Origin of the sequence: Brevibacillus sp. HB2.2 (assembly GCF_013284275.1) — a bacterium.
Lineage (GTDB): Bacteria > Bacillota > Bacilli > Brevibacillales > Brevibacillaceae > Brevibacillus > Brevibacillus brevis_D.
The window spans coordinates 38,117-64,701 of record NZ_JABSUV010000012.1 but is presented as its reverse complement, the minus strand read 5'-3'; the positions used below and the strand labels follow the sequence as shown (position 1 = coordinate 64,701).

The 26,585-nt window shown below is 47.0% G+C and carries 25 protein-coding genes; all 25 read right to left on the bottom strand.

The annotated features are described in order from the left end of the window. Positions 1-2: 2 nt before the first annotated feature. Entirely contained in the window at positions 3-1,094 is a 1,092-nt protein-coding gene (nusA, locus tag HP401_RS10975; protein WP_015891715.1) for a transcription termination factor NusA, read from the bottom strand. Between the two features lie 53 nt (positions 1,095-1,147). Continuing rightward, a complete protein-coding gene (gene rimP, locus HP401_RS10970; RefSeq protein ID WP_015891716.1) occupies positions 1,148-1,606 on the bottom strand; it encodes a ribosome maturation factor RimP in 459 nt (152 codons plus the stop codon). Positions 1,607-1,773: 167 nt separating this feature from the next. Continuing rightward, positions 1,774-6,078, bottom strand: a complete 4,305-nt coding sequence (locus tag HP401_RS10965; protein ID WP_173605012.1) for a PolC-type DNA polymerase III — start codon at positions 6,076-6,078, stop codon at positions 1,774-1,776. Positions 6,079-6,194: 116 nt separating this feature from the next. Beyond that, positions 6,195-7,940, bottom strand: coding sequence for a proline--tRNA ligase (locus HP401_RS10960; RefSeq protein ID WP_173605058.1), 1,746 nt, complete (start codon positions 7,938-7,940; stop codon positions 6,195-6,197). Between the two features lie 43 nt (positions 7,941-7,983). Next, the gene (ispG, locus tag HP401_RS10955) at positions 7,984-9,066 is read right to left on the bottom strand and encodes a flavodoxin-dependent (E)-4-hydroxy-3-methylbut-2-enyl-diphosphate synthase (RefSeq protein ID WP_015891719.1); all 1,083 of its coding nucleotides are present in this window, start codon (positions 9,064-9,066) and stop codon (positions 7,984-7,986) included. Between the two features lie 55 nt (positions 9,067-9,121). Further along, the gene (gene rseP, locus HP401_RS10950; protein ID WP_173605011.1) at positions 9,122-10,387 is read right to left on the bottom strand and encodes an RIP metalloprotease RseP; all 1,266 of its coding nucleotides are present in this window, start codon (positions 10,385-10,387) and stop codon (positions 9,122-9,124) included. Positions 10,388-10,430: 43 nt separating this feature from the next. Beyond that, on the bottom strand, positions 10,431-11,579 hold the full coding sequence (locus tag HP401_RS10945) for a 1-deoxy-D-xylulose-5-phosphate reductoisomerase (protein WP_173605010.1): 1,149 nt from the start codon (positions 11,577-11,579) through the stop codon (positions 10,431-10,433). 40 nt (positions 11,580-11,619) lie between these two features. Beyond that, on the bottom strand, positions 11,620-12,405 hold the full coding sequence (locus tag HP401_RS10940; RefSeq protein ID WP_173605009.1) for a phosphatidate cytidylyltransferase: 786 nt from the start codon (positions 12,403-12,405) through the stop codon (positions 11,620-11,622). A 17-nt stretch (positions 12,406-12,422) separates the two neighbouring features. Then, the gene (locus HP401_RS10935) at positions 12,423-13,193 is read right to left on the bottom strand and encodes an undecaprenyl pyrophosphate synthase (RefSeq protein ID WP_041749488.1); all 771 of its coding nucleotides are present in this window, start codon (positions 13,191-13,193) and stop codon (positions 12,423-12,425) included. 65 nt (positions 13,194-13,258) lie between these two features. Then, a complete protein-coding gene (gene frr / locus HP401_RS10930; RefSeq protein ID WP_015891724.1) occupies positions 13,259-13,816 on the bottom strand; it encodes a ribosome recycling factor in 558 nt (185 codons plus the stop codon). 2 nt (positions 13,817-13,818) lie between these two features. Beyond that, positions 13,819-14,541: a UMP kinase gene (gene pyrH / locus HP401_RS10925; protein ID WP_007719254.1), complete on the bottom strand. Its 723-nt coding sequence runs from the start codon at positions 14,539-14,541 to the stop codon at positions 13,819-13,821. Between the two features lie 160 nt (positions 14,542-14,701). Next, a complete protein-coding gene (tsf, locus tag HP401_RS10920; RefSeq protein ID WP_015891725.1) occupies positions 14,702-15,589 on the bottom strand; it encodes a translation elongation factor Ts in 888 nt (295 codons plus the stop codon). A gap of 137 nt (positions 15,590-15,726) precedes the next feature. Then, complete coding sequence (gene rpsB / locus HP401_RS10915; protein WP_015891726.1) at positions 15,727-16,437, bottom strand: 30S ribosomal protein S2; 711 nt, start codon at positions 16,435-16,437, stop codon at positions 15,727-15,729. Positions 16,438-16,683: 246 nt separating this feature from the next. Continuing rightward, positions 16,684-17,379, bottom strand: coding sequence for a DNA polymerase III subunit gamma/tau (locus HP401_RS10910; protein WP_173605008.1), 696 nt, complete (start codon positions 17,377-17,379; stop codon positions 16,684-16,686). Then, positions 17,354-17,878, bottom strand: coding sequence for a DUF6115 domain-containing protein (locus HP401_RS10905; RefSeq protein ID WP_173605007.1), 525 nt, complete (start codon positions 17,876-17,878; stop codon positions 17,354-17,356). Before HP401_RS10905 ends, HP401_RS10910 begins: the two co-directional genes overlap by 26 nt. Before the next feature lie 23 nt (positions 17,879-17,901). Beyond that, on the bottom strand, positions 17,902-18,240 hold the full coding sequence (locus tag HP401_RS10900) for a hypothetical protein (RefSeq protein WP_173605006.1): 339 nt from the start codon (positions 18,238-18,240) through the stop codon (positions 17,902-17,904). A 46-nt stretch (positions 18,241-18,286) separates the two neighbouring features. Then, positions 18,287-19,705, bottom strand: coding sequence for a flagellar assembly protein A (locus HP401_RS10895; protein WP_173605005.1), 1,419 nt, complete (start codon positions 19,703-19,705; stop codon positions 18,287-18,289). A gap of 31 nt (positions 19,706-19,736) precedes the next feature. Beyond that, entirely contained in the window at positions 19,737-20,525 is a 789-nt protein-coding gene (locus HP401_RS10890) for a FliA/WhiG family RNA polymerase sigma factor (protein ID WP_015891732.1), read from the bottom strand. A gap of 16 nt (positions 20,526-20,541) precedes the next feature. Further along, on the bottom strand, positions 20,542-20,925 hold the full coding sequence (locus tag HP401_RS10885; protein WP_173605004.1) for a hypothetical protein: 384 nt from the start codon (positions 20,923-20,925) through the stop codon (positions 20,542-20,544). Between the two features lie 3 nt (positions 20,926-20,928). Further along, the gene (locus HP401_RS10880; protein ID WP_015891734.1) at positions 20,929-21,414 is read right to left on the bottom strand and encodes a chemotaxis protein CheD; all 486 of its coding nucleotides are present in this window, start codon (positions 21,412-21,414) and stop codon (positions 20,929-20,931) included. Further along, positions 21,401-22,027 (bottom strand): chemotaxis protein CheC, encoded by a 627-nt coding sequence (locus HP401_RS10875; protein WP_015891735.1) that lies wholly within the window; start codon positions 22,025-22,027, stop codon positions 21,401-21,403. The genes HP401_RS10880 and HP401_RS10875 overlap by 14 nt, the downstream gene beginning before the upstream one ends. Positions 22,028-22,032: 5 nt before the next feature. After that, positions 22,033-22,509 carry a chemotaxis protein CheW gene (locus tag HP401_RS10870; RefSeq protein WP_015891736.1) on the bottom strand — a complete coding sequence of 159 codons (477 nt, stop codon included), beginning with the start codon at positions 22,507-22,509 and terminating at the stop codon, positions 22,033-22,035. A 16-nt stretch (positions 22,510-22,525) separates the two neighbouring features. Then, positions 22,526-24,550 (bottom strand): chemotaxis protein CheA, encoded by a 2,025-nt coding sequence (locus HP401_RS10865; protein ID WP_173605003.1) that lies wholly within the window; start codon positions 24,548-24,550, stop codon positions 22,526-22,528. A gap of 21 nt (positions 24,551-24,571) precedes the next feature. Then, positions 24,572-25,687 carry a protein-glutamate methylesterase/protein-glutamine glutaminase gene (locus HP401_RS10860; RefSeq protein ID WP_173605002.1) on the bottom strand — a complete coding sequence of 372 codons (1,116 nt, stop codon included), beginning with the start codon at positions 25,685-25,687 and terminating at the stop codon, positions 24,572-24,574. Positions 25,688-25,718: 31 nt separating this feature from the next. Continuing rightward, positions 25,719-26,582, bottom strand: a complete 864-nt coding sequence (locus HP401_RS10855) for a MinD/ParA family protein (RefSeq protein ID WP_173605001.1) — start codon at positions 26,580-26,582, stop codon at positions 25,719-25,721. Positions 26,583-26,585: the final 3 nt, after the last annotated feature.

The following is a 26,585-nucleotide window of genomic DNA, read 5'->3' as shown; positions in this document are numbered from 1 at the left end:
GATTATTCGTTGTCCGTCCCTTCATCGCTCTCTACTTCTTTTGGATAAGCGATGCCTTCTTGGTCGGCTTGGGACTCGCTCTTGATATCGATCTTCCAGCCAGTCAGCTTGGCTGCCAGTCGTGCGTTTTGACCGCGCTTACCAATCGCCAGAGACAATTGATAATCAGGAACGATCACACGTGTAACCTTCTCCGCTACGTTAACCTCTACATGCAGCACTTTTGCTGGGCTGAGTGCATTGGCTACGTACTCGGCTGGATCTTCAGACCAACGAACAATGTCGATCTTTTCGCCTTTCAGTTCTGTAACGATCGTTTGGACGCGCATGCCCTTTGGACCGACACAAGCCCCTACTGGATCAACATCTGCGTTGATGGAATGCACAGCGATCTTTGAGCGATCACCCGCTTCACGTGCAACAGATTTGATTTCAACCACACCGTCATATATTTCTGGCACTTCTAATTCGAAGAGACGCTTCAAAAGCCCCGGGTGAGTACGGGAAACGACGATTTGCGGTCCTTTAGTGGTTTTCTCTACTTTGATGATGTATGCCTTCACGCGATCTTGTGATTTAAAATCTTCGGATGGCATTTTTTCGGTGATCGGCATAACGGCTTCCGCCTTACCCAAATCAATGTAATAATTGCGAGCGTCCATACGCTGAACGACGCCTGTTACGATATCGTCTTCACGCTCGATAAACTCGCTGTAGATCAAACCGCGCTCCGCTTCGCGAATGCGCTGTGTAACCACTTGCTTCGCTGTCTGAGCAGCAATACGACCGAAATCACGAGGCGTTACCTCGATTTCGACGATGTCCTCCAGACGGAAGTTAGGATCGATTTCTTGTGCTGCTTCTTGAGAGATCTCTAGGCGCGGATCTAAAACCTCTTCGACTACGCTCTTCCGCGCATACACACGCACCATACCTGAATGACGATTTACATCCACCCGCACATTTTGGGCCGAGTTGAAGTTACGTTTGTATCCAGAGATAAGAGCCGCTTCGATGGCCTCAATCAGTACGTCTTTGGTGATGCCTTTCTCTCTCTCAATGGCTTCTAAAGCCTCGATAAAATCGCCGTTCATGACTTTCGTTGCCTCCTCCTTTACTAACCACGGGCTAACACAGACCGCGACAACTAAAAAATAATTGCCATTCTAGCTGTGTCAATTTGCTCTTGGGAAATTACATACGTTTTCTTTGCTTCTTTTACTGTCAGCTTGCCATCCTCATAGGATACCAGTTCGCCTTCGAACGTGGTTGCACCTTCTATTGGCTCTTTTGTTGTGATATGCACATTTCTGCCGACAGCTTTCGTGAAATCCTTATCCTTGCGTAATGGGCGCTCAGCACCCGGCGAAGATACTTCTAAAAAGTATGCCGTAGGGATGGGATCTACTTCGTCAAGTTTTTCGCTCAGCTTCTCGCTGACAAGGCGGCAGTCATCAATGTCGATGTTGCCAGTTTCATTGTCGATAAACACGCGCAGAAACCAGTTGCTGCCTTCCTTTTTGTACTCGATGTCAACTAGCTCCAGGCCCACTTCTTCAACAATGGGCGTGATGAGTTCAGTGACGATGCCTGTTACCTTGCTCAAGCAAGTACCTCCTTCTCATTTGAACCATGAGGTGTAGCCAGAAAGAAAGAGTGGGTTTCCCCACTCTCGATCAGCCATGCGTATAAAACCAGTATTTCCAAAAAAATTATAGCATAACAGCCCTTCGCTGACAACCTTTGGATGACTGTGAGCCTTGACTGCACGCCTTAGAACAAGGATAGCTGGTTGGATTCTGGCAATCCTTGCAACGCACCTTGCTCGTCCAAGAACTCCAAAATAGTCTTGGAGATGCGGGATCGGGATAGGAGGTCCTCCTTGGACAAAAACTCCCCTTGCTCTCTCGCTTGCACGATACTGATCGCTGCGTTCGTCCCTAAACCAGGCAGGGCGTTGAATGGAGCGATGAGAGAATCACCTTCGATCAAGAAGCGAGTAGCGTCCGATTTGTACAAATCAACATTGACAAAGCGGAAGCCCCGCTCTATCATTTCCAACGCCATCTCCAAAACAGTTAGCAATGCCTTTTCTTTTGGCTGTGCATCATGTCCCTTGCCCTCGATCTCTTCAATCTTTTGCTTGATCGCCGCTGAGCCTTTGACCATCAGTGGGATGTCAAAGTCATCCGCACGAACTGTGAAGTACGTCGCGTAAAACTCCAGTGGTCGATGAACCTTGAAATAGGCGATCCGTACAGCCATCATGACGTAGGCAGTCGCATGCGCCTTCGGGAACATGTACTTGATCCGCTGGCATGACTGTATATACCATTCCGGCACATTGTTATTACGCATTTCTTCCTGATCGTCCTCAGGAACCCCTTTACCTTTACGCACGGACTCCATGATCTTAAAGGCACGAGATGGCTCTAGCCCTTTATAGATCAAATACACCATAATATCGTCACGACAACCAATTACGTCTGGCAGCTTGCAAGTACCATTGCGGATCAAGTCCTGCGCATTGTTCAACCAAACGTCCGTACCGTGAGAAAGTCCGGAAATCTGTACGAGCTCGGCAAACGTAGTCGGTTTAGTGTCCTCTAGCATCTGTCGTACGAATTTGGTTCCGAACTCTGGAATCCCCAATGTTCCCATGTTCGTACCGATTTGCTCCGGTGAGACCCCCAAGGCTTCCGTCGAACTGAAGATGGACATTGTCTTTTTATCATCCAGTGGAATCGTCTTCGGGTCCATTCCTGTCAAGTCTTGCAGCATACGAATGACGGTTGGATCGTCGTGTCCCAGAATATCGAGTTTTAGCAAGTTGTCATGGATGGAGTGGAAGTCAAAATGGGTTGTGCGCCATTCAGACTCATTATCATCAGCCGGGAACTGAATCGGACAAAAGTCTTCGATTTCCATGTAGTCAGGAACTACGATAATACCGCCCGGATGCTGCCCTGTCGTCCTTTTTACACCTGTGCAGCCGTTGACGATTCGGGATATCTCCGCATTGCGCAACGTCATACCTCGTTCGTCGGCATACTTGCGCACGTAGCCATATGCTGTTTTTTCCGCAACCGTACCAATCGTTCCAGCACGATATACGTAGTCTGCTCCGAACAGCTCTTGTGTGTACTTGTGTGCACGCGGCTGATAATCACCAGAGAAGTTCAAGTCAATATCCGGTACCTTGTCTCCTTTAAAGCCGAGGAATGTCTCGAACGGGATGTCCTGTCCATCCTTGGCATACATGGTTCCACATTGTGTACATGCTTTATCCTCCAAGTCAAAGCCAGAGGCGATTGAACCATCTGTAATAAACTCGCTGTGCTTGCAATTTGGGCAGCGATAATGAGGAGGCAATGGGTTTACCTCTGTAATCTCAGACATCGTTGCAACAAAAGACGAGCCTACAGATCCACGTGAACCTACCAGATAGCCATCATTCAACGATTTCGTTACCAAACGCTGTGAAATCAAATAAATCACACCGAAACCGTGCTTGATGATACTGTTCAATTCTTTTTCCAAGCGATGCTCGACCAGTTCGGGCAAGGGGTCACCATACAACAACCTTGCTTTGTCATAACACATTTGACGCAGCTCATCGTCCGCCCCTTCAATGATCGGCGTGTACAGCTTGTCTGGAATCGGACTGATATCCTCAATCATATCCGCGATGGCATTTGTGTTCGTCACGACAATTTCTTTTGCGGTCTCTTCTCCCAAAAAGGAGAACGCCTCCAGCATCTCATCCGTTGTATGAAAGTACAGTGGCGGCTGATTGCCAGCGGTTGGATCCCCTTTTGACAGTAAGAAAACATCGCGGAAGATCTCATCCTGGGGATTCAGGAAGTGCACATCCCCTGTAGCTACGACCAGCTTACCGAGCTCTTTCCCCATTTGGACGATCTTTTCATGGTAGCCTTTCATCGTCTCCAGCGAAGGAATTTCTTCATTACGCAACAGTGGTGAGTAATGGGCGATCGGCTGTACCTCTATAAAGTCGTAAAAAGCCGCAACTTCCTTCAACTCTTCAGGTGATTTACCACGGAGAATCGATTGCATGAGTTCTCCGTCTTTGCACGCCGTACCAATTAACAAGCCTTCGCGGTATTTGGTCAGCTGGCTTCGCTGAATTCGTGGCCAACGGAAGAATGTTTCCACGTGGGAGCGACTTACGAGCTTGTACAGGTTTTTGAGGCCCTCTTTATTTTGCACGAGAATGGTCGCATGGAATGGGCGTCCACTTTTATAGTCGGCCTCTTCGTTACTTTTTTCATTCAGCTCTGCTAGCGATTTGATTTCCGCTTCTTTTATGTCCTTCAACATTTGCTGGAACACGTGAGCCAAGGCTACGGTATCGTCCAACGCACGGTGGGCATTGATGAGCTCGACGTTAAACTTTTTCGCTAATGATCCCAATCGATAATTGCGCATCCCTTTGTACATCAAGCGCGCCAAAGGTAGCGTATCTAAAAATGGATTGGTCCATGGCTCCATGCCAATCCGTTTGGCGCAGGCGTTAATAAACGCTTTGTCAAACTCTGCATTATGTGCGACCAGAATGGCGTCACCAGTAAAATCCTTGAACTTGCGGAGTACCACATCAAGTGTCTCTTGCCCGCGGAGCATTTCGTTGGTAATCCCCGTAATCTCGGTTGTCTTTGGCCCAATTTGCAATTGCGGGTCAATCAGCTCCGTCCATTGGTCGATAATTTCTGCGCCTTTCATTTTGACAGCAGCGATCTCGATGATGGTATGCTCTGACGCGTTTAAACCCGTCGTCTCCGTATCAAACACGACGTATTCCGTATTTTCATCAATGGAAATGTTATTGTCTGCTTGCAGGTTGTAAACGATGTCGATACCATCCTCGACTACGTACGCTTCCATACCGAGAATGCATTTGATGTTGTTCTTTTTGGCGATGGAATACGCCTCTGGAAAAGCCTGTACGACACCATGGTCTGTGACAGCAATGGCTTTATGACCCCACTTGGCTGCCGTCGAGATCAATGATTTTACAGATGCAACAGCATCTAGCGCACTCATCGGCGTATGGCAATGAAGCTCGACACGTTTTTCTTCCGCTTGATCTTTCCGAATAACCTGCTCAATCTGATTCAAATCATTGGCATTCATAACGAGATCGCGTACAAATGTGTCATGCTGCACACTTCCCCGCACTTTCACCCACATGCCGTCTTTCAGCAATTCGAGCATTTTCACATCTTCTTTATCGCGAGAGAACATCTTCACCGTGAGAGAATCCGTATAGTCAGAAATGTTGAACGTGAGCAAATGACGCCCACTACGGAGCTCTTTTACCTCTACGTTAAACACGGTTCCTTGGATGACAATACGGCGTTCCTCATCTTGAATCTCGCAAATCGGGATCGGCGCATCTTTGATTTCATAACCCATCATGAGCGTAGTGACAGCCTCAGCTTTATCAGACGATTTGCTCTCTTGTTGGACAGCCGTCATCACAACTTCGACGAGAGCACGTTCTTCTTCTTTACGTTGCTCCTCGAAGGCTTTATACGCGTCATCGCTTTCTTCCCCATGGAAAGAAAAACGCATCGAACAATCGGTAGCTTTCTGGAAAGCAGCCAAAAGCTCATTATCCGCTCGTTTTCGCTTGGCAACCTCAACGGACATCTCCGTTGGCAAGTACACCTTGACTTCCTGTTGGTCGACTTGTTTACGCGCTTGACGCATCGTAACTGCCAAGGAGTTCAGCGTTGGCTCCAACCCAGCCAGCAAGACATCCCAATACTCTTCAACTACGTGATCGAGAGAGGGCTTTTGGTGATAGCGAAATCGAGTATCTACTTTGGCTAGATGTGAAAATGTATGCGTTAATCGCTTGGTAAAAGCAGCATAAACATCCGCTGGTATCATTCTCGGGAGGGCAAAGTGAAAAACCCATTCTTTGTTTTGCTTATACAGCTCTAGCTTTTCAATCTGAGCATCAAGAAAAAATCGCTCCACCCATTCGTCAGGAACTTCCATTTGCTTGACCAATAGGGAGAAGCGATGTTTTTGCTCTTGTAAACGGTCCACGGTTTTCCCACCTTCCCCATAAGTGAGCGTTCAAACAAGAAAAAGAGGCACTCCCCTTTAATCTAGGGGAGCACCCCGTAAAAATTCGACAAAATCCTTCTTATTCCTGCATGCAACTAGTTCCCGAACAACGCAGCTCCGGTTTGGTCAACACGAGATAGGATACCTTTCACTTCATCGACCAATTGATCCAGCTTCACATCATGTGTTTCACCGTTTTTGCGGATACGCACTTCCACTGTTCCTTCTTGTGCCGCTTTATCGGAAACCGTAATACGCAGAGGCAATCCGATCAAATCGGCGTCTTTAAACTTCACACCAGCACGCTCAGGACGATCGTCAAACAATACTTCGATGCCAGCCTTACGCAGTGCTTCTGTAATTTGTTCACTAACTTGACGTTGCTCTTCTACTTTAACATTGACCGGAATCACATGCACATGGAAAGGTGCAACAGACACTGGCCAAATGATACCATTTTCATCATTGTTCTGCTCGATCACTGCCGCAATTGTACGAGATACACCGATTCCGTAGCAACCCATGATCATCGGTTGACTGCGTCCGTTTTCATCCAAGTACGTAGCACCCATCGCTGTAGAGTATTTCGTACCCAGCTTGAATACGTGACCGACTTCAACACCACGTGCAAACTTGATAACACCACCTGTACGAGGGCACTCGTCACCTTCCGTAATGTTGCGCAAGTCAGCGTACTTCGAAACCGTGAAATCACGGCCAGCAACTACGTGAGTCAGATGATAGTCTGTTTCATTGGCACCGACAACACCATCATAAACATCTTGAACAAAATTGTCCGCGATGATATCCACTTTTTCAGGATCAATACCAACTGGGCCAACAAATCCTGCAGACGCTCCTGTTACTGAAACGATATCCGCTTCAGAAGCCAGTCCAACGATCGTCGCATCATACAAGTTTTTCAGCTTCACTTCATTGATCTCATGATCACCGCGCACCAGTACCATAACCAGCTTGTCGTCTACGCGATAAATGAGACTCTTGATGATTTGCTTTGCTTCGATTTGCAGTGCTTGTACCAATTGATCGATCGTTTTAATGCCAGGTGTATGCAATTTTTCTCGAGCTGGCGCTTCTGTTGCTGGCTTCGCAGATGGCTTGTACACGACTTCTGCCTTTTCCAAGTTGGCCGCAAAATCGCCTTCTTCAGAATAAGCAATCGTGTCTTCCCCAATGTCGCACAACGCCATGAATTCGTAAGTGCCTTTTCCGCCGATTGCACCTGCATCCGCTTCTACTGCACGGAAATTCAAGCCTACTCGGGTAAAGATGTTTGTGTACGCATCGTACATCGCCTGGAAGTTGCGATCCAGACCATCTTGTGACGTATCAAAAGAGTAAGCATCCTTCATAATAAACTCGCGGCAACGAATCAAACCGAAGCGTGGACGCACTTCATCACGGAACTTGGTTTGAATTTGATAAAGGTTGATAGGGAGTTTTTTGTAAGAGTTAATCTCATCGCGCACGAGACTCGTAATGACTTCTTCATGGGTTGGACCCAAGGCAAAAGGACGATCATGACGATCACGCAGGCGAACGAGCTCGGGACCGTATACATCCCAGCGACCCGTTTGATGCCACAGCTCAGCTGGTTGCATCGCTGGCATCAACAGCTCTTGTCCCCCAGCATTATTCATTTCTTCACGCACAATTGCTTGGATTTTGTGCAGGGAACGGAGCGCCAGGGGCAGGTACGTATAAATACCGGAAGCCAGTTGGCGGGCCATACCTGCGCGAAGCAGCAGCTTGTGGCTGGCAATCTCCGCGTCGGATGGCACTTCCCGCAGGGTAGGGATCAACATTTGACTTTGCTTCAACACGTGCGTGTCCTCCTTATGCCTTATCAGCAATCAACGTGCATTATCCTACAGTTGTAGGTTTTTGCTCGTTTACTATTTCGTTAATTTCTTTCATCAGTTCTTCAAACAACTCGGTTTCTTTTACTTTCCGAACAATTTCACCATTACGGAAAATCAAGCCCTCGCCATTTCCGCCGGCAACGCCGACATCTGCTTCACGCGCTTCACCAGGGCCATTTACCGCGCAGCCCATTACCGCCACTTTTAACGGTACTTTCAGCGTGGAAACGGCATCCTCGACTTTGGTTGCCAAGCCGATCAGGTCAATTGCGCATCGACCGCAAGATGGGCATGCAATCACCACTGGATCGTTGTTCACGATATCCAAGCTGCGAAGGATTTGTTTTGCTACTTTAATTTCTTCAACAGGATCAGCCGTCAGGGATACGCGAATCGTGTCACCGATTCCCATCGACAATACCGTTCCGATTCCAACTGAAGATTTAATGCTACCAGAGAACTGTGTACCTGCTTCTGTTACACCAACGTGCAGCGGATAGTTGCGTTTCTGTGCCATCAACGAATAGGTTTGGATCATCGTTGGAACATCGGAGGACTTCAAGGAAATGACAATGTTGTCGTAGTTCAGATCTTCCAAAATTTGCACGTGGTCCATCGCGCTTTCTACGATTGCTTCCGGAGAAGGATAACCGTATTTATCCAAAAGCCTTTTCTCGACAGAACCGGAGTTGACCCCGATACGGATCGGAACATTGCGCTCACGGCACGCTTCCACTACGCGTTGTGTTTTTTCTTTCGAACCGATGTTTCCTGGGTTGATCCGAATTTTATCAATCCCGCTCTCCAGTGCAATCAATGCCAGCTTGTGGTCGAAGTGAATGTCGGCAACAAGCGGCAATGGGGAGCGTTCTTTAATTTTTTTGATGGCACGTGCTGCATCTTCATTGATGACGGCCAAGCGAACAATTTGGCAACCGACATCGTGCAGTCTCTGAATCTCGGCCAGAGTTTTTTCTACATCACGTGTGTCTGCTGTCGTCATCGACTGGATGACTACGCTTTTTTGGCCCCCGATTTGCACTCCACCTACAAAAACCGGTTTCGTCTCCTCGCGCTTGAACATTTTGCACCATCCTTTTACATATGTCTGTTTTTCTTTCTATCGTGTTAGTACGTGATTAGGAGAATAATCGTTGCAGATCATTCCAAGTCACTACCAAAATCAGCAACATCAAAAAGGCAAAGCCCAAGAAATGAACCATTCCTTCTTTATGCGGGTCAACAGGTCGACCGCGCAGCGCCTCTACTCCCAAGAATGCGAGACGTCCGCCATCCAAGGCTGGCAGTGGCAACAGATTGAACAACCCAAGGTTAATACTCAATACAGCAGCCCATTTCAACAGAATCGCCATACCTTGTTGGGCAACCTCTCCAGTCATCTTGAAAATACCGACTGGACCACTCAAGTCCTTCAGACCGTATTCACCCGTCACGAGCATTCCTAAGCTTTTCAGGATCATCACTGTAAACTCGTAGGTGGAGGTTGCACCGTATTTAAGAACTTCTCCTGGGGCAAACGTGGTTGCATTAGTTACCATGATTTTACCCACGTTGTTCTCGTCTTTCCCCACTTTAACTGGCACAGTCATACGCTGTCCATTGCGCTCATACTCAAATGTTAATTGTTGGTCTGGCGCTTTGCTAATCTTCTCTACAATGTCTTTCCAAGAGGATACTGGCTGACCTTGAATCGCGATCACCTTATCACCTGGCAATAATCCAGCTTGAGCAGCAGGTCCATCGGGGATCACATTCCCCAGATAGCTGCCATTCGGCACGCCGTACAAGAAGCCGATCACGATAAACAAGACAAATGCCAGCAAAAAGTTTGCGGCAGGTCCTGCAAAAATTGCCCAAAAACGTTGTGAAACTGTCTTGCCTTTGAACTGTCTGTTTAGAGGGGCAATCTGTACTTCTTGTCCATCCTTGACCAGCTGAGCCTGTGGATGAACAGCAAACGTCTTCTGCTCTCCGTCCAGTTCCAGTACGATATTTAAATTTTGCTCCAAATCGAATTGTACCACCGTACCAGTAATCGCACGAGCAGAACCAGAACTTGGCCCATCGAGCAAAATATGTGTGACCTTTCCTAACGCATCCCGCTCCACGGTAACTTCCATGTGCGGTTTTAACATATCCATCTCCGGGTCTTCTCCCGCCATACGAACGAGACCACCGATGGGTAACAGGCGTAAGGTGTATTCCGTTTCTCCCCGCTTCACGCGAAAAATTTTTGGCCCCATTCCCAGTGCAAATTCACGACATAAGATTCCTGCCTTCTTGGCCAGAAGGAAGTGTCCTAGTTCGTGCACAAAGACAAGTACCCCAAATACAACGACAATCGCGAGAATTGATTCAACGGAATCCAGGTTGGGCAAAGGCAAGTGAACAGCCACCTTTCTGTCAAGTATCTAACACTCATATTCCTTAGATGGAGACGAGCGCATAAGAGCGTGCCCATTCATCAGCTGCAAAAATATCTGCAAGCTCCGGACTCGCTACACCAGGGTGAGCTTCGCATGTTTTTCGGACGACCTTTTCGATGTCTAAAAAACGGATCGCTCCCTTCAAGAACATATCAACTGCGACCTCATTGGCTGCATTCAGTACTGCAGTATGCGTACCTCCTGCCATGCCGCACTCATACGCTAATTTTAACAGAGGATAACGCTCATAATCCATGGCTGCAAAATGAAGCGTGGCGATCTTGACCAAATCAAGTGGTTCCGTAGGCAGTTCTTTTCTGATGGGATAGCTCATGGCGTACTGAATCGGAACCTTCATATCCGGTGTACCCAGTTGGGCCATGACCGCTCTGTCTTTGTATTCTACCATAGAGTGTATGATACTTTCATAATGCAATACGCATTCGATTTGCTCATAAGGTAGATCAAACAGCCAATGAGCCTCGATCACTTCGAAACCTTTGTTCATCATGGTCGCAGAATCGATGGTAATTTTTGCACCCATGCTCCAATTCGGATGAGCCAATGCCTGCTCTACCGTCACTTGCTCTAGATCCTCGCGTGAGAGGTGACGGAAGGAACCGCCTGATGCGGTCAAAATAATCTTTGCCACATCTTCCATACGTTCGCCTTGCAGACATTGGTAGACAGCTGAATGCTCGCTGTCTACTGGAATAATGGATACGCCTTTTTCTTTCGCTCGTTTCATGACGACAGGGCCAGCGCTCACCAGTGTCTCTTTGTTGGCCAGTCCAATTGTTTTTCCCGCCTCAATCGCAGCGAGTGTAGGTGCGACCCCTACACTGCCGACAACAGCGGTCATAACGAAATTGGCAGCTTCATGACGGGCAACCAGTTCCAATCCTTCCGCCCCGTAAACGATTTCTGGTCGAGACTTGCCCGCCAATCTATCACGCAGTTCAACGGCAGCCTTCTCATTTCCTACAGAAACGAGCTCGGGCTTGAATGTTTCCACCTGGAGTGTCAATAGATCGATGTTTGTTCCAGCAGCCATAGCCACCACTGAAAAATCCTCAGGATGCTGGCCTACGACTTCAAGTGTGCTCGTTCCAACTGACCCCGTTGAACCTAAGAGCGCTATTTTTTTCACGGATTTCACCCTCTATATCTCTTTCTATATGCAAAAGGTTTTAGACAATACCTAATAGATGTAGAACCGGAAAGACGAGCAAAAAACTATCAAAGCGATCCAAAACGCCCCCATGACCTGGGATCAGCTGCCCTGAATCTTTTACATGGAAATGTCTCTTGAAAGCCGACTCAACCAAATCACCCAATTGCCCGACGATCCCCGCAACAAGTGCGATGGTCAAAGCCTGATCAATCGCAAAATGTCCAAAGCTTGCATTGATGGAAAGAACAATCAAGACAGAAGCAGCGAGACCGCCTAAGGCCCCTTCCACCGTCTTGTTTGGACTTATTTCTGGCCACAGTTTACGTTTACCTATTGCTTTTCCGACAAAATAGGCGCCCGAATCAGTCGACCAGATTCCCATAATAACCATGACCGTAAGCATGAATCCCTCAGGTAGGTTTCGGGTAGCGGCCATATAAGTAAAACCGTAGCCTATGTATAACGCCCCCACCAACGTAAGGGCGACGTGTTCAATGTGAAACTGATTTTTCCGTAAAACGGAGTAAATCAACAAGAGCAGGATGACGGGCAGCATCAGATCCGGCATGCTGATACTGAGCCAATCCGAAAATAATAGAGACGGCCACAAAATGCTTAACATCAATACATATCCGAGCAATCCTGCCAAATAAAATGACTGAATGCCAGCCATTCTCATAAATTCAAAATAGCCAATGACAGCCAGTAAAAACACCAATAGTGAGTACCAAACTCCACCAGCATACATCAATAATAGAAATGCAGCCCCACCAATCAGGCCTGTAATTATACGTTGCTTCAACTGATTCCACCTCTCGGCTATACCGCCCCGTAGCGACGAGCTCGGCCTTGGTATTCCACGATTGCTTGATAAAAATGTTCACGGGTAAAATCAGGCCATAGCACGTCCGTAAACCATAATTCTGTATATGCTAATTGCCACAGCATAAAGTTACTCAAGCGAATCTCTCCACTTGTACGAATCAAGAGGTCTGGATCGGGAATTTCGCTTGTGTACAGATAACTCGATATCAATTCCTCAGTCAGTTGTTCTGGTTGAAGTTCGCCTGCTTTTACTTGTTCTGCCATTACTGAAAATGCTTTTGCAAGTTCATCTCGCCCGCCGTAATTCAGGGCAAAATTCAATTGCAAACCGCTATTGTCCTTCGTTCTCTCTTCTGCTTCCAGTAGCGCTTTCAACGTATGAGAAGGCAGCTCGTTTTTACTGCCCAGCATGCGTATGCGGACACCTCGTTCAATTAATTCATCCAATTCTGTCGACAAAAATTCCTGCGGAAGTTTCATGAGAAAATCCACTTCATCGCGTGGACGCTTCCAGTTTTCGGTAGAGAATGCGTACATCGTCATATAACGCACGCCAATCTCGTCAGCAGCCTTGACGACCTCTTTTACTGCTTTCATTCCTGCACGGTGCCCGGCAACCCGGGGTAAACTGCGCTTATTGGCCCAACGACCGTTACCATCCATAATAATCGCCACATGTTCCGGAATCTTACCGGAACGATCCAACTCGGCTGGCTCCGATTGCTTTTCTTTGCGGCCCCATTTGCGCGCCAGATGTTCTAACATAAGTGTTCCCCCGTAATGAGAGATATAGACGTACATCCCCCTCAAACGAGGGGGATTACCATTACCTATACTTCCAAAATGTCTTTCTCTTTGTCCTTAACGATCTTGTCAACTTCGGCGATGAATTTATCCGTCGTTTTTTGAATGGTTTCTTGATGACGACGGGAATCGTCCTCAGAAATGGTAGCAGCTTTTTCTAGCTTTTTGATTTCATCGTTTGCATCACGACGGATGTTACGAATCGCTACTTTTGCTTCTTCTCCACCTTTTCCTGCCAGCTTCACGAGCTCTTTCCGACGCTCTTCTGTGAGGGGAGGAATGATCAAGCGGATAATCACACCATCGTTGGATGGAGAAATTCCCAAATCCGATTGTTGCAGCGCACGGTCAATTTCTTTAAGCGCCGTTTTATCCCAAGGCTGGATTGTCAGCATACGTGGTTCTGGTACACTGATGTTTGCCAATTGGCTAATCGGCGTTGGAGTGCCGTAGTAGTCTACTGTAACACGATCCAGCATCGCTGGGTTCGCACGACCTGCACGCAGGCTGGACAGATCTCTTTTCAAAGCATTGATCGCTTTATTCATGCGATCTTCCATGTCATTTAGCACAGTTTGTGGCATAATTATTCCCCTTTCACTAGAGTACCGATTTTGTCGCCCATTACTGCCCGACGAATATTGCCTTCTTCAGAAATGTTAAAGACGATCAACGGAATACTGTTATCCATGCACAAGCTGGACGCTGTTGAATCCATGACACCTAAACCTTTATTCAGCACTTCCAGGAATGTCAGCTGGTCGTACTTCTTAGCGTTCGGGTCAAGGCTTGGGTCTGCAGAGTATACACCGTCTACCTTGTTTTTCGCCATCAGGATCACTTCAGCTTCAATCTCAGCTGCACGCAGAGCAGCTGTCGTATCCGTTGAAAAGTAAGGGTTACCAGTACCGGCAGCGAAGATGACCACACGCATTTTTTCCAAATGACGAATGGCACGGCGGCGTATGTATGGTTCTGCTACCTGTCTCATCTCAATCGAGGTTTGAACACGAGTCGGGACGTTCACTTTTTCTAACCCATCCTGCAAGGCGAGTGAGTTCATAATTGTGGCCAGCATCCCCATGTAATCGGCTGTTGCCCGATCCATTCCTTTTGAGCTGCCGGAAAGTCCGCGCCAGATGTTACCTCCTCCGACGACTACTGCGACTTGTACACCCAATTCTACGATTTCCTTGATCTGGTTAGCGACGGAGAAGATTACCTTTGGGTCAATTCCATACCCTAAGTCCCCCGCCAAAGCTTCCCCACTCAACTTTAACACAACCCGTTTATAGGCAGGAAGTGGCATGTGAAACGGCCTCCATTCATGAATCATTCTCTGTGCCCAGTCTTCATTCCTTCTCATTGGGAACAGGTACACACTTGTTATTTACATGCAGAAAGTTTCACACAAAGTGAAACTTTCGCTTTGAAAATAGGGAACACGAAGGTGTTCCCTATAACCTTTATTATTGCTTATTAACTTGAGCCATTACTTCAGCTGCGAAGTCTTCTTGTTTCTTCTCGATACCTTCGCCAACTTGGAAGCGAGCGAATCCTTTCAAGGTAGCACCTGCTTCTTTCAGAAGTACAGCTACTTTCTTGTCAGTATCTTTTACGAATGGTTGCTCAACCAGTACGTATTCTTCGAAGAATTTGGAGAGGCGGCCTTCTACCATTTTCTCAACGATGTTAGCAGGTTTACCTTCAGCCAGTGCTTGGTTTTTCAGAACTTCACGCTCACGCTCGATCTCATCAGCGGAAACTTCTTCACGGTTAGCAAAACGAGGGTTAGACGCTGCTGCGTGCATGCCCAGGTCGCGAGCCAGTGTTTCGTCTTGTGTACCTTCCAAAGTAACCAGAACGCCGATGCGGCCACCCATGTGCAGGTAAGCACCGAAAACGCCGTTGTCTGTTTTCTCGGAGAGTGCAAAACGACGGAAGGAGATGTTTTCTCCGATAGTCGCGATTTTCTCGTTGATTACATGACCCAAAGTCTCGCCAGCACCTTTGAAAGGTTGCTCCAGAGCTTCTTCAACAGATGCAGGACGTTGGGATACAACGTGCTCAGCGATGTCTTTCACGAGTGTTTGGAACTCAGGGTTTTTACCAACGAAGTCAGTTTCGCAGTTTACTTCTACAACTGCTGCTACGTTTCCAGCTACCGCTGTCGCAGTCAAACCTTCAGCTGCAATACGTCCGGATTTCTTCGCTGCTTTCGCTACACCGCGCTCACGGAGCAAGTCAATTGCTTTTTCCATGTCGCCTGCTGTTTCTTCCAGCGCGCGTTTGCAATCCATCATACCTGCGCCTGTACGCTCGCGCAGTTCTTTAACCGCTTGTGCACTAATTGCCATTGAGTGAAACCTCCTCGAAAAGTTACGATCCTATTATAATCGAAAAGCAAGTCACCTGTTAACCTCGGCGACGCTATTCAGCAAAAAAGGATGGACGGGGGTTCTGACACCCTCAGTCCACCCTTTAACACACATGCTTACGCAGTTGTTGTTGCTTGTTGCTCTGTACCTTGGTTTCCTTCCAGGAGAGCGTCTGCCATTTTAGCAGTGAGCAATTTCACAGCGCGAATTGCGTCATCGTTACCTGGGATCACATAATCGATTTCATCTGGATCGCAGTTAGTATCTACGATCGCTACGATTGGGATACCCAATTTACGAGCTTCTGCTACAGCGATGCGCTCTTTACGAGGATCGATGACAAACAGAGCGTCAGGCAGTTTATCCATGTGAGCGATACCGCCCAAGAATTTTTCCAGACGATCCATTTCTTTGCGCAGAACGATAACTTCTTTCTTAGGCAATACTGCGAAAGTACCATCGTTTTCCATACGCTTCAGCTCAGCCAAGCGAGCAGTACGTTTTTTGATGGTTGTGAAGTTTGTCAGAGTACCACCCAACCAACGTTGGTTGATGAAGTAGTGACCTGTACGTTCTGCTTCTTCTTTAACGGATTCTTGTGCTTGTTTCTTCGTACCAACGAAGAGAATTTTCCCGCCGTCTTGAGCGAGTTCACGTACGAAGTTGTACGCTTCCTCTACTTTTTTAACGGTTTTTTGCAGGTCGATAATGTAGATTCCGTTACGTTCGGTGAAGATATAGCGAGCCATTTTCGGGTTCCAACGACGAGTTTGGTGACCGAAGTGTACACCAGCCTCGAGCAATTGTTTCATCGAAATTACTGCCATATTTCACACCTCCTTCAAAGATGGTTTTTGTGATGCGTACCTCCGCCTCACCGCATGTTCCAAGCAATTCTGCCATTGGCAGCACCGTTGCTGGAATTGGTGGACGTGCGATTTCAACACCGTAAATGAATATATCATATGGGAGTTTCAATTGCAACAAACGAATTCCATTTATTTCGTAAAAAAAGTTTTGTTCCTTCTTGGCTGACGACAAATGGACACATTTGGTTACATTGAAAAAACCGCCTATTTTTTAGGCGGCGTTGTTATCAACTTGACGATATCTGCTTCCTTAGCGGCGGTCGACACTTCATAGGTACCGACACGAATACGATTTAGCTTGTCGCTCGCTCGTAGCTGGGACACAAATTGATTTTCGGCAGGAAGGATTCCTTCCTTTACGAGAATCTGCGCTACATCCTCTGCAGTTGCTTTGTAAGGAACGGTGAAAGAAACCTTTTTATCTGCTACAGGTGCTTCCACTGTCGGAGCTTTAGGTGCCACCGTATTGGGAGACGTTGGTGTCTGCGTATTCGGTACGGTTGGAATAGCCTGGCCGTCCTTACTCACTGGATTTGTTGGTAGATTCACCTTTTGTTCCGATGTAGCTCCAGGAGTCGTTGGCTGTACAGTTGGCGTTTGTGGTTGCTTTGTCACGGGCGTCACTGTTTGACCTACCTTTGGCGTAACTGGCGCCTTAGGCACTCCAGGAGCTGGCTGTACGTTTACTTTCTTTTCTTCCTGCCACTGTTTGTATTCTTCTGCCGTAAGTACGACCATTTTCAGCTCTTGTGCAGCTACCTTCATTTGATCTACAGACATGGCTGGGGCTTGCGCAGTCTGCTTAGGCGCTATCAGTCCGATAATGGAGGTAGCCACAATTAGTCCTGCTCCAAATCCAAATAATAGCTCTTGTTTACGCATCGGCAAGACCTCGCTCATGCCTGTCAGCCAAGGAAAAGATCAGATCGATTTCCCCTCTGCCGGCACCGAGTCGTTTTGCGATCTCATCCCGAGACAAACCTTCCTTACTCAGTTCAAAGGCACGGCGATAACGTTCTCGCAAGGCCAGCATATCCACCTCTTGAACTTGAGGTGCTGGTTCTATCCTATTCGTATCCTTTGGAGCTTCTGGTTTGTGACTCGAACTCTTTTGCCATTGTTCTTCCATATTGTCTAAGCGTGTGCGCAAATCAGCTATATCCTCAAGAAGATCCGCTCTCATTTCCTGCCATTCTGCCGCAAGAAGATTGGTTTCTTGCTTTACCTGTTTTTGAAGACGCTGCACGCTTTTTTCGAGCTCGTCCTTGTCCGTCGTGCGTTGTGTCGGTAATGAGGAAAAGGAGTCAACAGGCTGCTTCTTATTAATAACAAAAGCAAGAAGCATGCTGATCATTCCTGCTCCAATCAGGATGGGATACACTACGTCCATGTTGTCCACCTTTATTTCTGGCTTGACTTCATTTATAAAGAAATATCTATAATCCGTCCACGCAATGGATCTCTCATGAGGTCAGCATTCATAGATACACCTTCGCTCGATTCGGACAATTGGCTCCCAGTGGATTCTTTTTTGTCCTGATGTTCTTGCTGCCCCTGTTTTTTTTCTCGTTCGCGTATCTGGTTTTTTTGTGATTGCTCAAGATCGCTCGGGCGCTGGCGCATATGTTCATCCAGATCTCTTCGCTGATCAATCATTGATTGTTGTTCATGCATGGTTCGTTGTTGCTGATGCTCCTGAATTCGGCTGACTTCTAACGTGCGTGGTATTGCCACCTGCAATTCAACCGCTTTCAAACTCATATGGCCACAACTCCCTTTGTCACACTAAGTATGTACGCATCCTGGATTAGATAAGAGTTGCTGTGCTAATTTCACCGTCCAGCACGATAAATCGGGTTCTCGCATACTCGTGCTTGATAAAGTGCACCAGCTTTCCGAACGTCATTTTAATTCCTGGATACATCACATGATATGCCTCAATAGCTGCTGGGCCTTCCCCTTTTAGCTCGAGTTCAATATCATTTCTGCGTGCTTCCAATTCCTTGCTTTCTTTTTCCAGAACCAAACGAGTGTTGGTTAGCTTAATTTGCATGAGACGTTTGTCTGCTGGAAGCTCTTTGCTGACTTGAAGGATCTGATTCATAACACCAAGGCCTTGATCTGTTTTGCGTAAATTTTCATACACATTTTGTAGTTCTTTTTGAATGTTCGCCAGTTCTTGTCTTAATTCCGGTTTTACTCCTACTTCGAGTATCGTAGGAGTGGCACTGCTGTTCCCAAATACTCTTGCCACAATCTTTTCCCCAGCCTGTAGCACGCCGCCAATAATAAAGCCTTTTGACCCTTTGCAAATGATTTGCTTTCCGGCTCGTACAGTTGAGAACATGATGCTTTGTGAAACAATCACTTGATTGCCAGCTGTTACATTAGCGTTTTGGATAAACGATGTCCGGACATCTTTCCCTGCAACAATGCAGCCTTTGTCCTGGGCAACAATTCCGCTTTTGATCTCGATGGAGCCTTCCGCGTACAACTCGGCGCCTTCTACACTGCCAAGTACACGAATATCTCCTGATGACTTTACGCGAAAGCCATTCAATACGTTCCCGCGAATGACCACCGTTCCCACAAAATCAATATTGCCAACACCAAAATCAACATCGCCGTTTACTTCAAATACGGGAAACACGTTCATTTTTGACTGTTCCGTAAAGGAGACTTGTCCGTCAATAGCAGCGTATAGCATCGTCCGCTCTTGATTGAGCACAACATTTTTCCCAGGCTTCATGTTTATTTCCTTGCCGGCTTTGGGAGCGATGGGCTCTCCGGTAACTGCTGTGCCTGGTTCACCCTGGCTTGCTGGTATTTTACGTGCCAAGAGTTGTCCTTTTGCTACATTAGGGATTGTCGTCACATTATAAAAATCAACTCGGCCATCCTCTAGCTCTTTAGGACCTTCCCCTTCATTAATAGATGCTAAATAAGGGTACTCGATAGTCCCATCGGTTCCCGCCACAGGCGCAACCCCTTGAGCAACCTTTACTCTCGCGTTGGCATACTTCGCGGGTAAGGTGCATATGTCCCGAACTACATCATCAAAAATTCCATACTTCACATTGCTTGCTTGCAATGCTTTATATACATCTGTTTCCAAGATGACGATTTCATCGATATCTTGTTCGTCTACACGTAGAAGTACTTCAGCCTCCAATTTATCAGCGGAAACTTTTACGTCTATTTTATATTTCCCGATCCCTTCCATCATTCTACCCCTCTCAAGCTTGGGTAATGGCCCCTCACATCAATTGCGATTTCCATCTGGACAACGCAGAACGAAGTCGGAAAAGAGCTTTGGAGTGCAACTGGGATATTCTTGAAGGTGACAAGCTCATGATTTCCGCAATTTCTGATAAGGTCATTTCTTCAAAATAAAACAAGGAGATAACCAGTCGTTCCTTTTCAGGCAACTTATCGATGACCGTTACAAGAACCTCTTTTAAGCTGGATACTTCCGCCACATTATCAGGGCGAGGTGTGAGCTCGTCGATGATATACGAATGTCTTGCTGTTTTTTGTTCATCTTCATCCCCTACTGCCTCATCGATAGAAACCATGCTGGCAAGAGAGGTTTCCAAGAAAACCTGTTGAAGCTCCTTTTTGCTTATTCCCAGATAATCAGACACTTCTTGATCGGTTGGCATTCGCAGCATTTGCTGTTCCAAGGTGGTGTATGCTTCTTCGATTTTTTTGGCCTTGTCCCGAACAGTACGAGGGATCCAGTCGTTCTCGCGTAGTCCATCGATCATTGCACCACGAATCCTCCACATGGCGTACGTCTCAAATTGGAGACCCCGGGTATGATCGAATTTAGCCAAAGCGTCCAATAGCCCAAAGCGCCCATAACTAATCAAGTCATCCTTGTCCACATTGGCTGGCAGATTAATTGCCAACCGATTTGCCACCTTATCTACCAGTGGCAAAAAACGCGTGATCAAGTCAACCTCGGCCTCCCGACTTCCCTCTTGCTTCCACATGACCCATTTATCGAACTCTTTTGCTTTTTCTTGACTGGTTAGCCGTGCCACGAATAGTCACCAACCTTTACTCATCTGATAAGCGCCTAACGACCTCTGCAACGGTGGCTGGATCCTCAGTAGGATGAATCCTTTCCATCTTGTCGATTGAGGTTGGTGCAAATGTTTCATCTTCCTGTTCCAATTGTTGTCCAATTTCCAGAACAACCCCACCTTCTGCTAGAGGAGAGCTTGTCCCCTCTAGCGAATCCGTAACCATCGGTGGAGTAGATGACTGTATGAACGTTGCGAGCAGCCAACGAATTGGAAATGCAGCGAGGAAGAATAGGACAAATGCAATACCTGCCCTCTCCAGAGATACGAGCCAGACATTACTAGCCACAGCCGTACCCAGCGTTACAAGAAATGCGAGCATCCCTAATCCAAAATTAATCCAAATGGTTCCTAACATTTGTTATACTTCCTTCACACCTTGATTTACGGTCCTGATTTGAAGAATGCCGTTTGTGGCATCTAACTCTATTGTCCGACCGCAGTTTCCCCCTGTATCTTCTGCCACGATCTTTATATGAGCATCCTTCAATGCAAGTTTGCACGCCTCTACATTCCGAGGGCCAATCCGCATGGTGTCATTATTCCCTAAAAATGCGAACATTTGTGCTCCACCAGCCAATTTCGCAACTGTGTGTCTGGTCTCCGCACCAGCCTTCACCATCAACTGAATCAGATGAGGGATTGCTGTATCCGCATATTTGCCTATCGTTAACTCCCCGCCTTTAGCCAAAGACGACTCCGGAAGCATAACATGTGCCATACCTGCAATTTTATGGATATGATCGTAGAGCACTACCCCTACGCAAGAACCTAAACCGGTAGTACGTAGCTTGCTCGGCGGCTTTGCCACACCGAGATCAGCCATCCCTATCTTAATAATCTCCATCGAACGGAACCCCTAATGAACGAAATAGTATTGGGAGCGATTCAGGATCAGGAATTAAGAAAAAGTTCCCTTTTACTTGATCATTGCCTTCGAAAAAAGCGGTGTCAATCGTGAGGGCAAAGTCACCCGCTTGACCCAACGCTATTAATCCGTAACTTAGAATAGCTCCAGCCATATCCACAGCGAGTGCAGGTACGGACGGCTGTAAATTTAAGCGTGTAAAATCAGCTAACGATGATAAATAAGAACCTGTTAAGATGTTGCCAATCTCATGCAGCGCCGAGATCTCCAACTCTTCCCACTCGTACACATCTTTATTAATTCCTGTAATTTGTTCGAGCAGATGCTTGGCAGACTCCAGATCAAGGATAAAAAACATGTTACCTGGACAATCGCCTTCAACCCGGAGGAAGACGGTCACTACTACAGTTTCCGCTCCTCCTACAAAATCTGCCACTTCGTCGAAGGAGATAATCTTGACTTGTGGAACTTTCATATCGATTTCTTTTTGTATGAGCTTGGAGAGAGCAGTGGCAGCGTGACCAGCACCGATGTTCCCGATTTCCCGTAAAACGTCAAATTGGAAATCCCCAAACTTCGTAAAATCGCCCATTTTACTTACCCCTCAATTGCGTCCAACTGCTTGATTTCCTCAGTACTCAATACTTTATCGAGGTTTAAGAGGATTAACAGTCGTTTATCCAGCTTAGCGACGCCTCGCAAATAAGCAGCTTCCACACCACCAACAACCTCTGGAGGCGGTTCAATCGCATCAACTGGTATATCGATAACATCGTTTGCAGCATCTACAATGAGACCCACTTCCAATTCACCTACGGCCACGATAATGATTCGAGTGGTTTCGGAATAGACGCTTTCTTCGAGACTAAAACGATTGCGCAGGTCAATAATCGGTGTCACAACGCCACGCAGATTAATAACCCCTTTGACGAAACTAGGCGTTCGAGGAACTCTTGTAATGTGCTCCAGCTTTTCAATAGATTTGACCTGATGAACCTCTACGCCATACTCTTCGTCCTTCAACCGAAAGACAATCACTTTGACTTCGCTAATGACTTCTTTTTGATCGAGCATGTGGCTGCCCCTCCTTCTACTTAATCAGCGAGTTACAATCTATGATGAGCGCGACCTGACCGTCTCCCAGAATCGTTGCACCTGAAATGGCAAATACATTAACCAGATATTTGCCGAGAGATTTTAGAACAATCTCTTGTTGACCGATGAACGAATCGACGACAAGGCCTGCCATTTTCTCACCTTTACGTACGATGACGACTGCCACTTCATCTTCCGTCGTTTCCCCATTATCAGGCACTTGGAAAATGTCCTGCAGCGAAACGAGCGGAACTACACGTCCCCGGAAGTCGATCACTTTTTGGCGGTGAGCCATCATGATTTGATCTTTTTTAAATACAGCCGTCTCAATGATGGAGCTGAGTGGGACAGCGTACTTCTCATCTTTCACTTGTACCAGCATCGCGGAAATGATAGAGAGAGTAAGTGGCAATTGAATGAGGAAGGTCGTGCCCTGACCGCGCACAGAATCTACGCCGACACTACCGCCCAACGATTCAATTTTGGACTTCACGACATCCAGTCCAACACCACGGCCGGAAATATCAGAAACAACTTCCGCTGTACTAAAGCCTGCTGCAAAAAGCAATTCGTGGATTTGCTTGTCGCTCATGCTATCTGCAGTAGCAGGATTGACAATGCCTCTCTCAAGCGCTTTTTTGAGGACTTTATCTTTATTGATTCCAGCACCGTCATCTTTTACTTCAATAAATACGTGGTTCCCACTGTGGAAAGCGCGGAGCTCGATTTTTCCTTCTTCTGGCTTACCCGCCTTTTTCCGATCTGCTGGAGACTCAATTCCGTGGTCAAGCGAGTTACGCAGCAAGTGATTGAGTGGGTCCCCGATTTCGTCGATGACGGTACGGTCCAATTCTGTCTCCGCACCGATGATCTCCAGATTCACTTTTTTATTCAGATCTTTTTGCAGATCACGAATCATACGTGGGAAACGATTGAATACTTGCTCCACCGGTACCATGCGCATGGTCAGAATGATGTTTTGCAAATCGCCACTAATCCGGCTCATGTGCTCCACGGTTTCCTGTAGTTCGTTCTTTCCGATCTCCCGGGCCAACTGCTCCAGACGACCGCGGTCAATGACTAATTCGCTAAACAGATTCATCAAGATATCCAAGCGTTCGATATCCACACGAATGGTTTTACCACCAGCTGTCGCCTTCTTCACGGGTGCTTGAGGAGCTTCTGCTGCTCCTTTTTCAGCTGGTGCTGGTGTCTGTTGTACTACAGGAGCAGGTGGAGCTTCACTCTTCATTTGAATCGTTTCGATTGTCACATCTTGGATTTCCGAAATGTTAAGAATCGTAGTGCGAACTTTTTCAATCGATTGCTCCGTCACATAGGCGATTTCAAACGATTGCTCAAATCGCTCATTCTCGATATCTTCAACAGCTGGCTTCGTTTTGATCACTTCACCCATGGATTCCAATTGATCAAAAACCATGTAAGAGCGAGCGGCTTTGAGCAAGCAGTTTTCATTCAAAGTCACTTTGATCCACAAAACGTTGTTCCCGAGCTCCTGAGACTGCTTCAAGACCATCATGGCATAGTCATCCAGCTCATGATCTTCAGCTGGTGTACTTTCCTCTTGCGGTGCTTCCACAGCCATCGTAGCAGCAGCTACTTCCTGCTCAGCTGAAAAGTCTCCCGCTACAATCGCTCGCAGCTTCTTTACAATAGCGGTTACATCCGCGGAACCGTCTCCGCCTTCTGTGATATCGATGACCATGCCTTCAATCAAATCTACACTCTGGAAAATAGCGTCCATAATGTCGCTGGTAATCGTTAACTTCTGATTGCGAATCAGGTCCAATACATTTTCCGCTTCGTGAGTCAAACTCGCCATGTCTTCAAAGCCCATAGTTGCCGACATACCTTTCAATGTATGTGCGGAACGAAAAATTTCTTTGACGTGGCCAATGTTACCCGGATCACTTTCCAAGAGTAACAAGTTGGCGTTGATCGCCTGTAGGTGTTCCTTTGACTCCTCAATAAACATGTCCAAATACTGATTCATATCCATAGGTGATCCACCTCCCAAAAATCAGTGCAAGAGCTTGCACAACAGCTCTGGAATCTTTTCCAATGGGGCCACGTTGTCTGCCAAGCCTGCTTGAATGGCTGCTCGTGGCATTCCGTATACGACACAGCTTGACTCATCTTCGATAATACTTGTGACATGGCCAAGCTCCTTCATGAGCTTTAGCCCTTTAGTCCCATCATTTCCCATGCCTGTCATGATGATTGCCCATTTGTCTACATTTGTCAATTGACTGACTGATTCAAACAGGATATCAACAGATGGTCTGTGTCCGCCTCGTGGCTCCTCTTGATGCAAATAGGCCTGTAGTCTCCCATTCACTTGACGAACTTCGAAATGGAAGCCTCCTGGAGCGATGTACGCTGTCCCATTTTCCAAATACTCGCCATCGACAACTTCGGTTACTCGAATTTGGCATAACGAGTCTAGTCGATTTGCTAACGATTTTGTGAAACCTGCTGGCATATGCTGAACGATGGCAATTGGTGCCGGAAAATTCGCCGGAATTGCAGTTAGTACACTTTGCAATGCTTTAGGACCACCTGTTGAAGTACCTAAAACCACCAGTCTTGCCTTTCCACCCACTTGTGACCGCATCACAGCAGGCGGGCTCGGTATTTTCGTACGTATTACTGGAGTTACCGGTGTAACAGGTGCTGCTTTTGATTCAGAAGATACCGGTTTGGCTACCCGAGTCATCTGCTGTTTCAAACGTACTTTCGATGCCGCCGCCGCCTTCACGCGCTCGATGAGACGATCGCCCACTTTGTGGATGTCGAGAGAAATTGGTCCAGAGGGCTTGGTTACAAAGTCAAACGCACCTAGTTCCAACGCATGAATCGTAGCTTCTGCCCCTTCTTTCGTCAGGCTGCTCAACATGACGATCGGAACTGGGCACTCAATCATCAGCTTTTCCAGAGCGTCCAAACCGTTCATGACTGGCATTTCAATGTCGAGTGTGAGAACATCCGGCGCCAGTTGCTTACATTTCTCTATGCATTCGAGTCCATTTTTGGCTCGATCGATCACTTCAATCTCAGGATCCGTAGATAAAATGTCCGAAATCACTTTACGCATGAATGCAGAATCGTCCGTGACGAGAACGCGGATTTTGCTCATTCGAATGTCGCTCCCTTCCTACTTTTGTGTCTCATCGTATGAAGTGCCTCAACCTCGCAAGAAAACCTTTGAGACCACTGATAGAATCATCTGTAGTAACCGGACGATCCAAGTACCGCTCTACCAGATTTCGTATGCTTCTCGCAGCTTGCGATTGTGGATATGTAAGTAGAAAAGGACGCTGCAGTTTAACAGCTTTAGAAACATAAGGATCATCCGAAACATATCCAAGCGACTGAATATCCATATTCAAAAAACGTTTGGAAACCATCGCAAGCTTGTCTGCCGTCATTTTCCCTTCTCTCTCCGACGATGTCCTGTTTATCACCAATCGAATGGAAACAGCGGGGTTACGTGAGTGTAGCATCTTGATGACTGCATATGCATCCGTTATCGCTGGTGGTTCGGGAGTGGTAACAAGGATGACCTCGTCTGAGGAGAGCATGAATCTCATGGATTCTTTTGAAAAACCTGCTCCCGTATCAAAAATGATAGTGTCAGCATAGCCCTGCAATGGGTCTAGATGTGAAAATAAGCGATCAAGCTTCTCATCATCTAACTGCATGATCTGCGTAAAGCCAGAACCCCCCGCGATGAATTCTAAGCCTCCAGGTCCGTGCTCGATAATGTCCCAAACAGTCGTATCTGGCTCTAACAAATGAAACAGATGCTTTTTTGGGGTAATTCCCATTAATACATCCAGATTTGCCAGACCCAGGTCCAAGTCAAACAAAACCGCCTTATGACCCTTCTCAATCAAACCAAGTCCAAAATTCAGGCTGAAATTGGACTTGCCGACACCACCTTTTCCACTCGTCACTGTCACCAGTCTAGTCGGCCGTGTCTTCTTGTTTTGTAGCATCCTCTCACGGAGTTGCTCTGCTTGGTCACGCATCTG

Coding starts and splice junctions, on each gene's coding strand:
- nusA (WP_015891715.1), bottom strand. CDS start 1,094: ATGAACGGCGATTTTATCGAGGCTTTAGAAGCCATTGAGAGAGAGAAA.
- ispG (WP_015891719.1), bottom strand. CDS start 9,066: ATGTTCAAGCGCGAGGAGACGAAACCGGTTTTTGTAGGTGGAGTGCAA.
- HP401_RS10935 (WP_041749488.1), bottom strand. CDS start 13,193: ATGTTAGAACATCTGGCGCGCAAATGGGGCCGCAAAGAAAAGCAATCG.
- frr (WP_015891724.1), bottom strand. CDS start 13,816: ATGCCACAAACTGTGCTAAATGACATGGAAGATCGCATGAATAAAGCG.
- pyrH (WP_007719254.1), bottom strand. CDS start 14,541: ATGCCACTTCCTGCCTATAAACGGGTTGTGTTAAAGTTGAGTGGGGAA.
- tsf (WP_015891725.1), bottom strand. CDS start 15,589: ATGGCAATTAGTGCACAAGCGGTTAAAGAACTGCGCGAGCGTACAGGC.
- rpsB (WP_015891726.1), bottom strand. CDS start 16,437: ATGGCAGTAATTTCGATGAAACAATTGCTCGAGGCTGGTGTACACTTC.
- HP401_RS10910 (WP_173605008.1), bottom strand. CDS start 17,379: ATGAGCGAGGTCTTGCCGATGCGTAAACAAGAGCTATTATTTGGATTT.
- HP401_RS10900 (WP_173605006.1), bottom strand. CDS start 18,240: ATGAGTTTGAAAGCGGTTGAATTGCAGGTGGCAATACCACGCACGTTA.
- HP401_RS10895 (WP_173605005.1), bottom strand. CDS start 19,705: ATGATGGAAGGGATCGGGAAATATAAAATAGACGTAAAAGTTTCCGCT.
- HP401_RS10885 (WP_173605004.1), bottom strand. CDS start 20,925: ATGTTAGGAACCATTTGGATTAATTTTGGATTAGGGATGCTCGCATTT.
- HP401_RS10880 (WP_015891734.1), bottom strand. CDS start 21,414: ATGGAGATTATTAAGATAGGGATGGCTGATCTCGGTGTGGCAAAGCCG.
- HP401_RS10875 (WP_015891735.1), bottom strand. CDS start 22,027: ATGGGCGATTTTACGAAGTTTGGGGATTTCCAATTTGACGTTTTACGG.
- HP401_RS10870 (WP_015891736.1), bottom strand. CDS start 22,509: ATGCTCGATCAAAAAGAAGTCATTAGCGAAGTCAAAGTGATTGTCTTT.
- HP401_RS10865 (WP_173605003.1), bottom strand. CDS start 24,550: ATGGATATGAATCAGTATTTGGACATGTTTATTGAGGAGTCAAAGGAA.
- HP401_RS10860 (WP_173605002.1), bottom strand. CDS start 25,687: ATGAGCAAAATCCGCGTTCTCGTCACGGACGATTCTGCATTCATGCGT.
- HP401_RS10855 (WP_173605001.1), bottom strand. CDS start 26,582: ATGCGTGACCAAGCAGAGCAACTCCGTGAGAGGATGCTACAAAACAAG.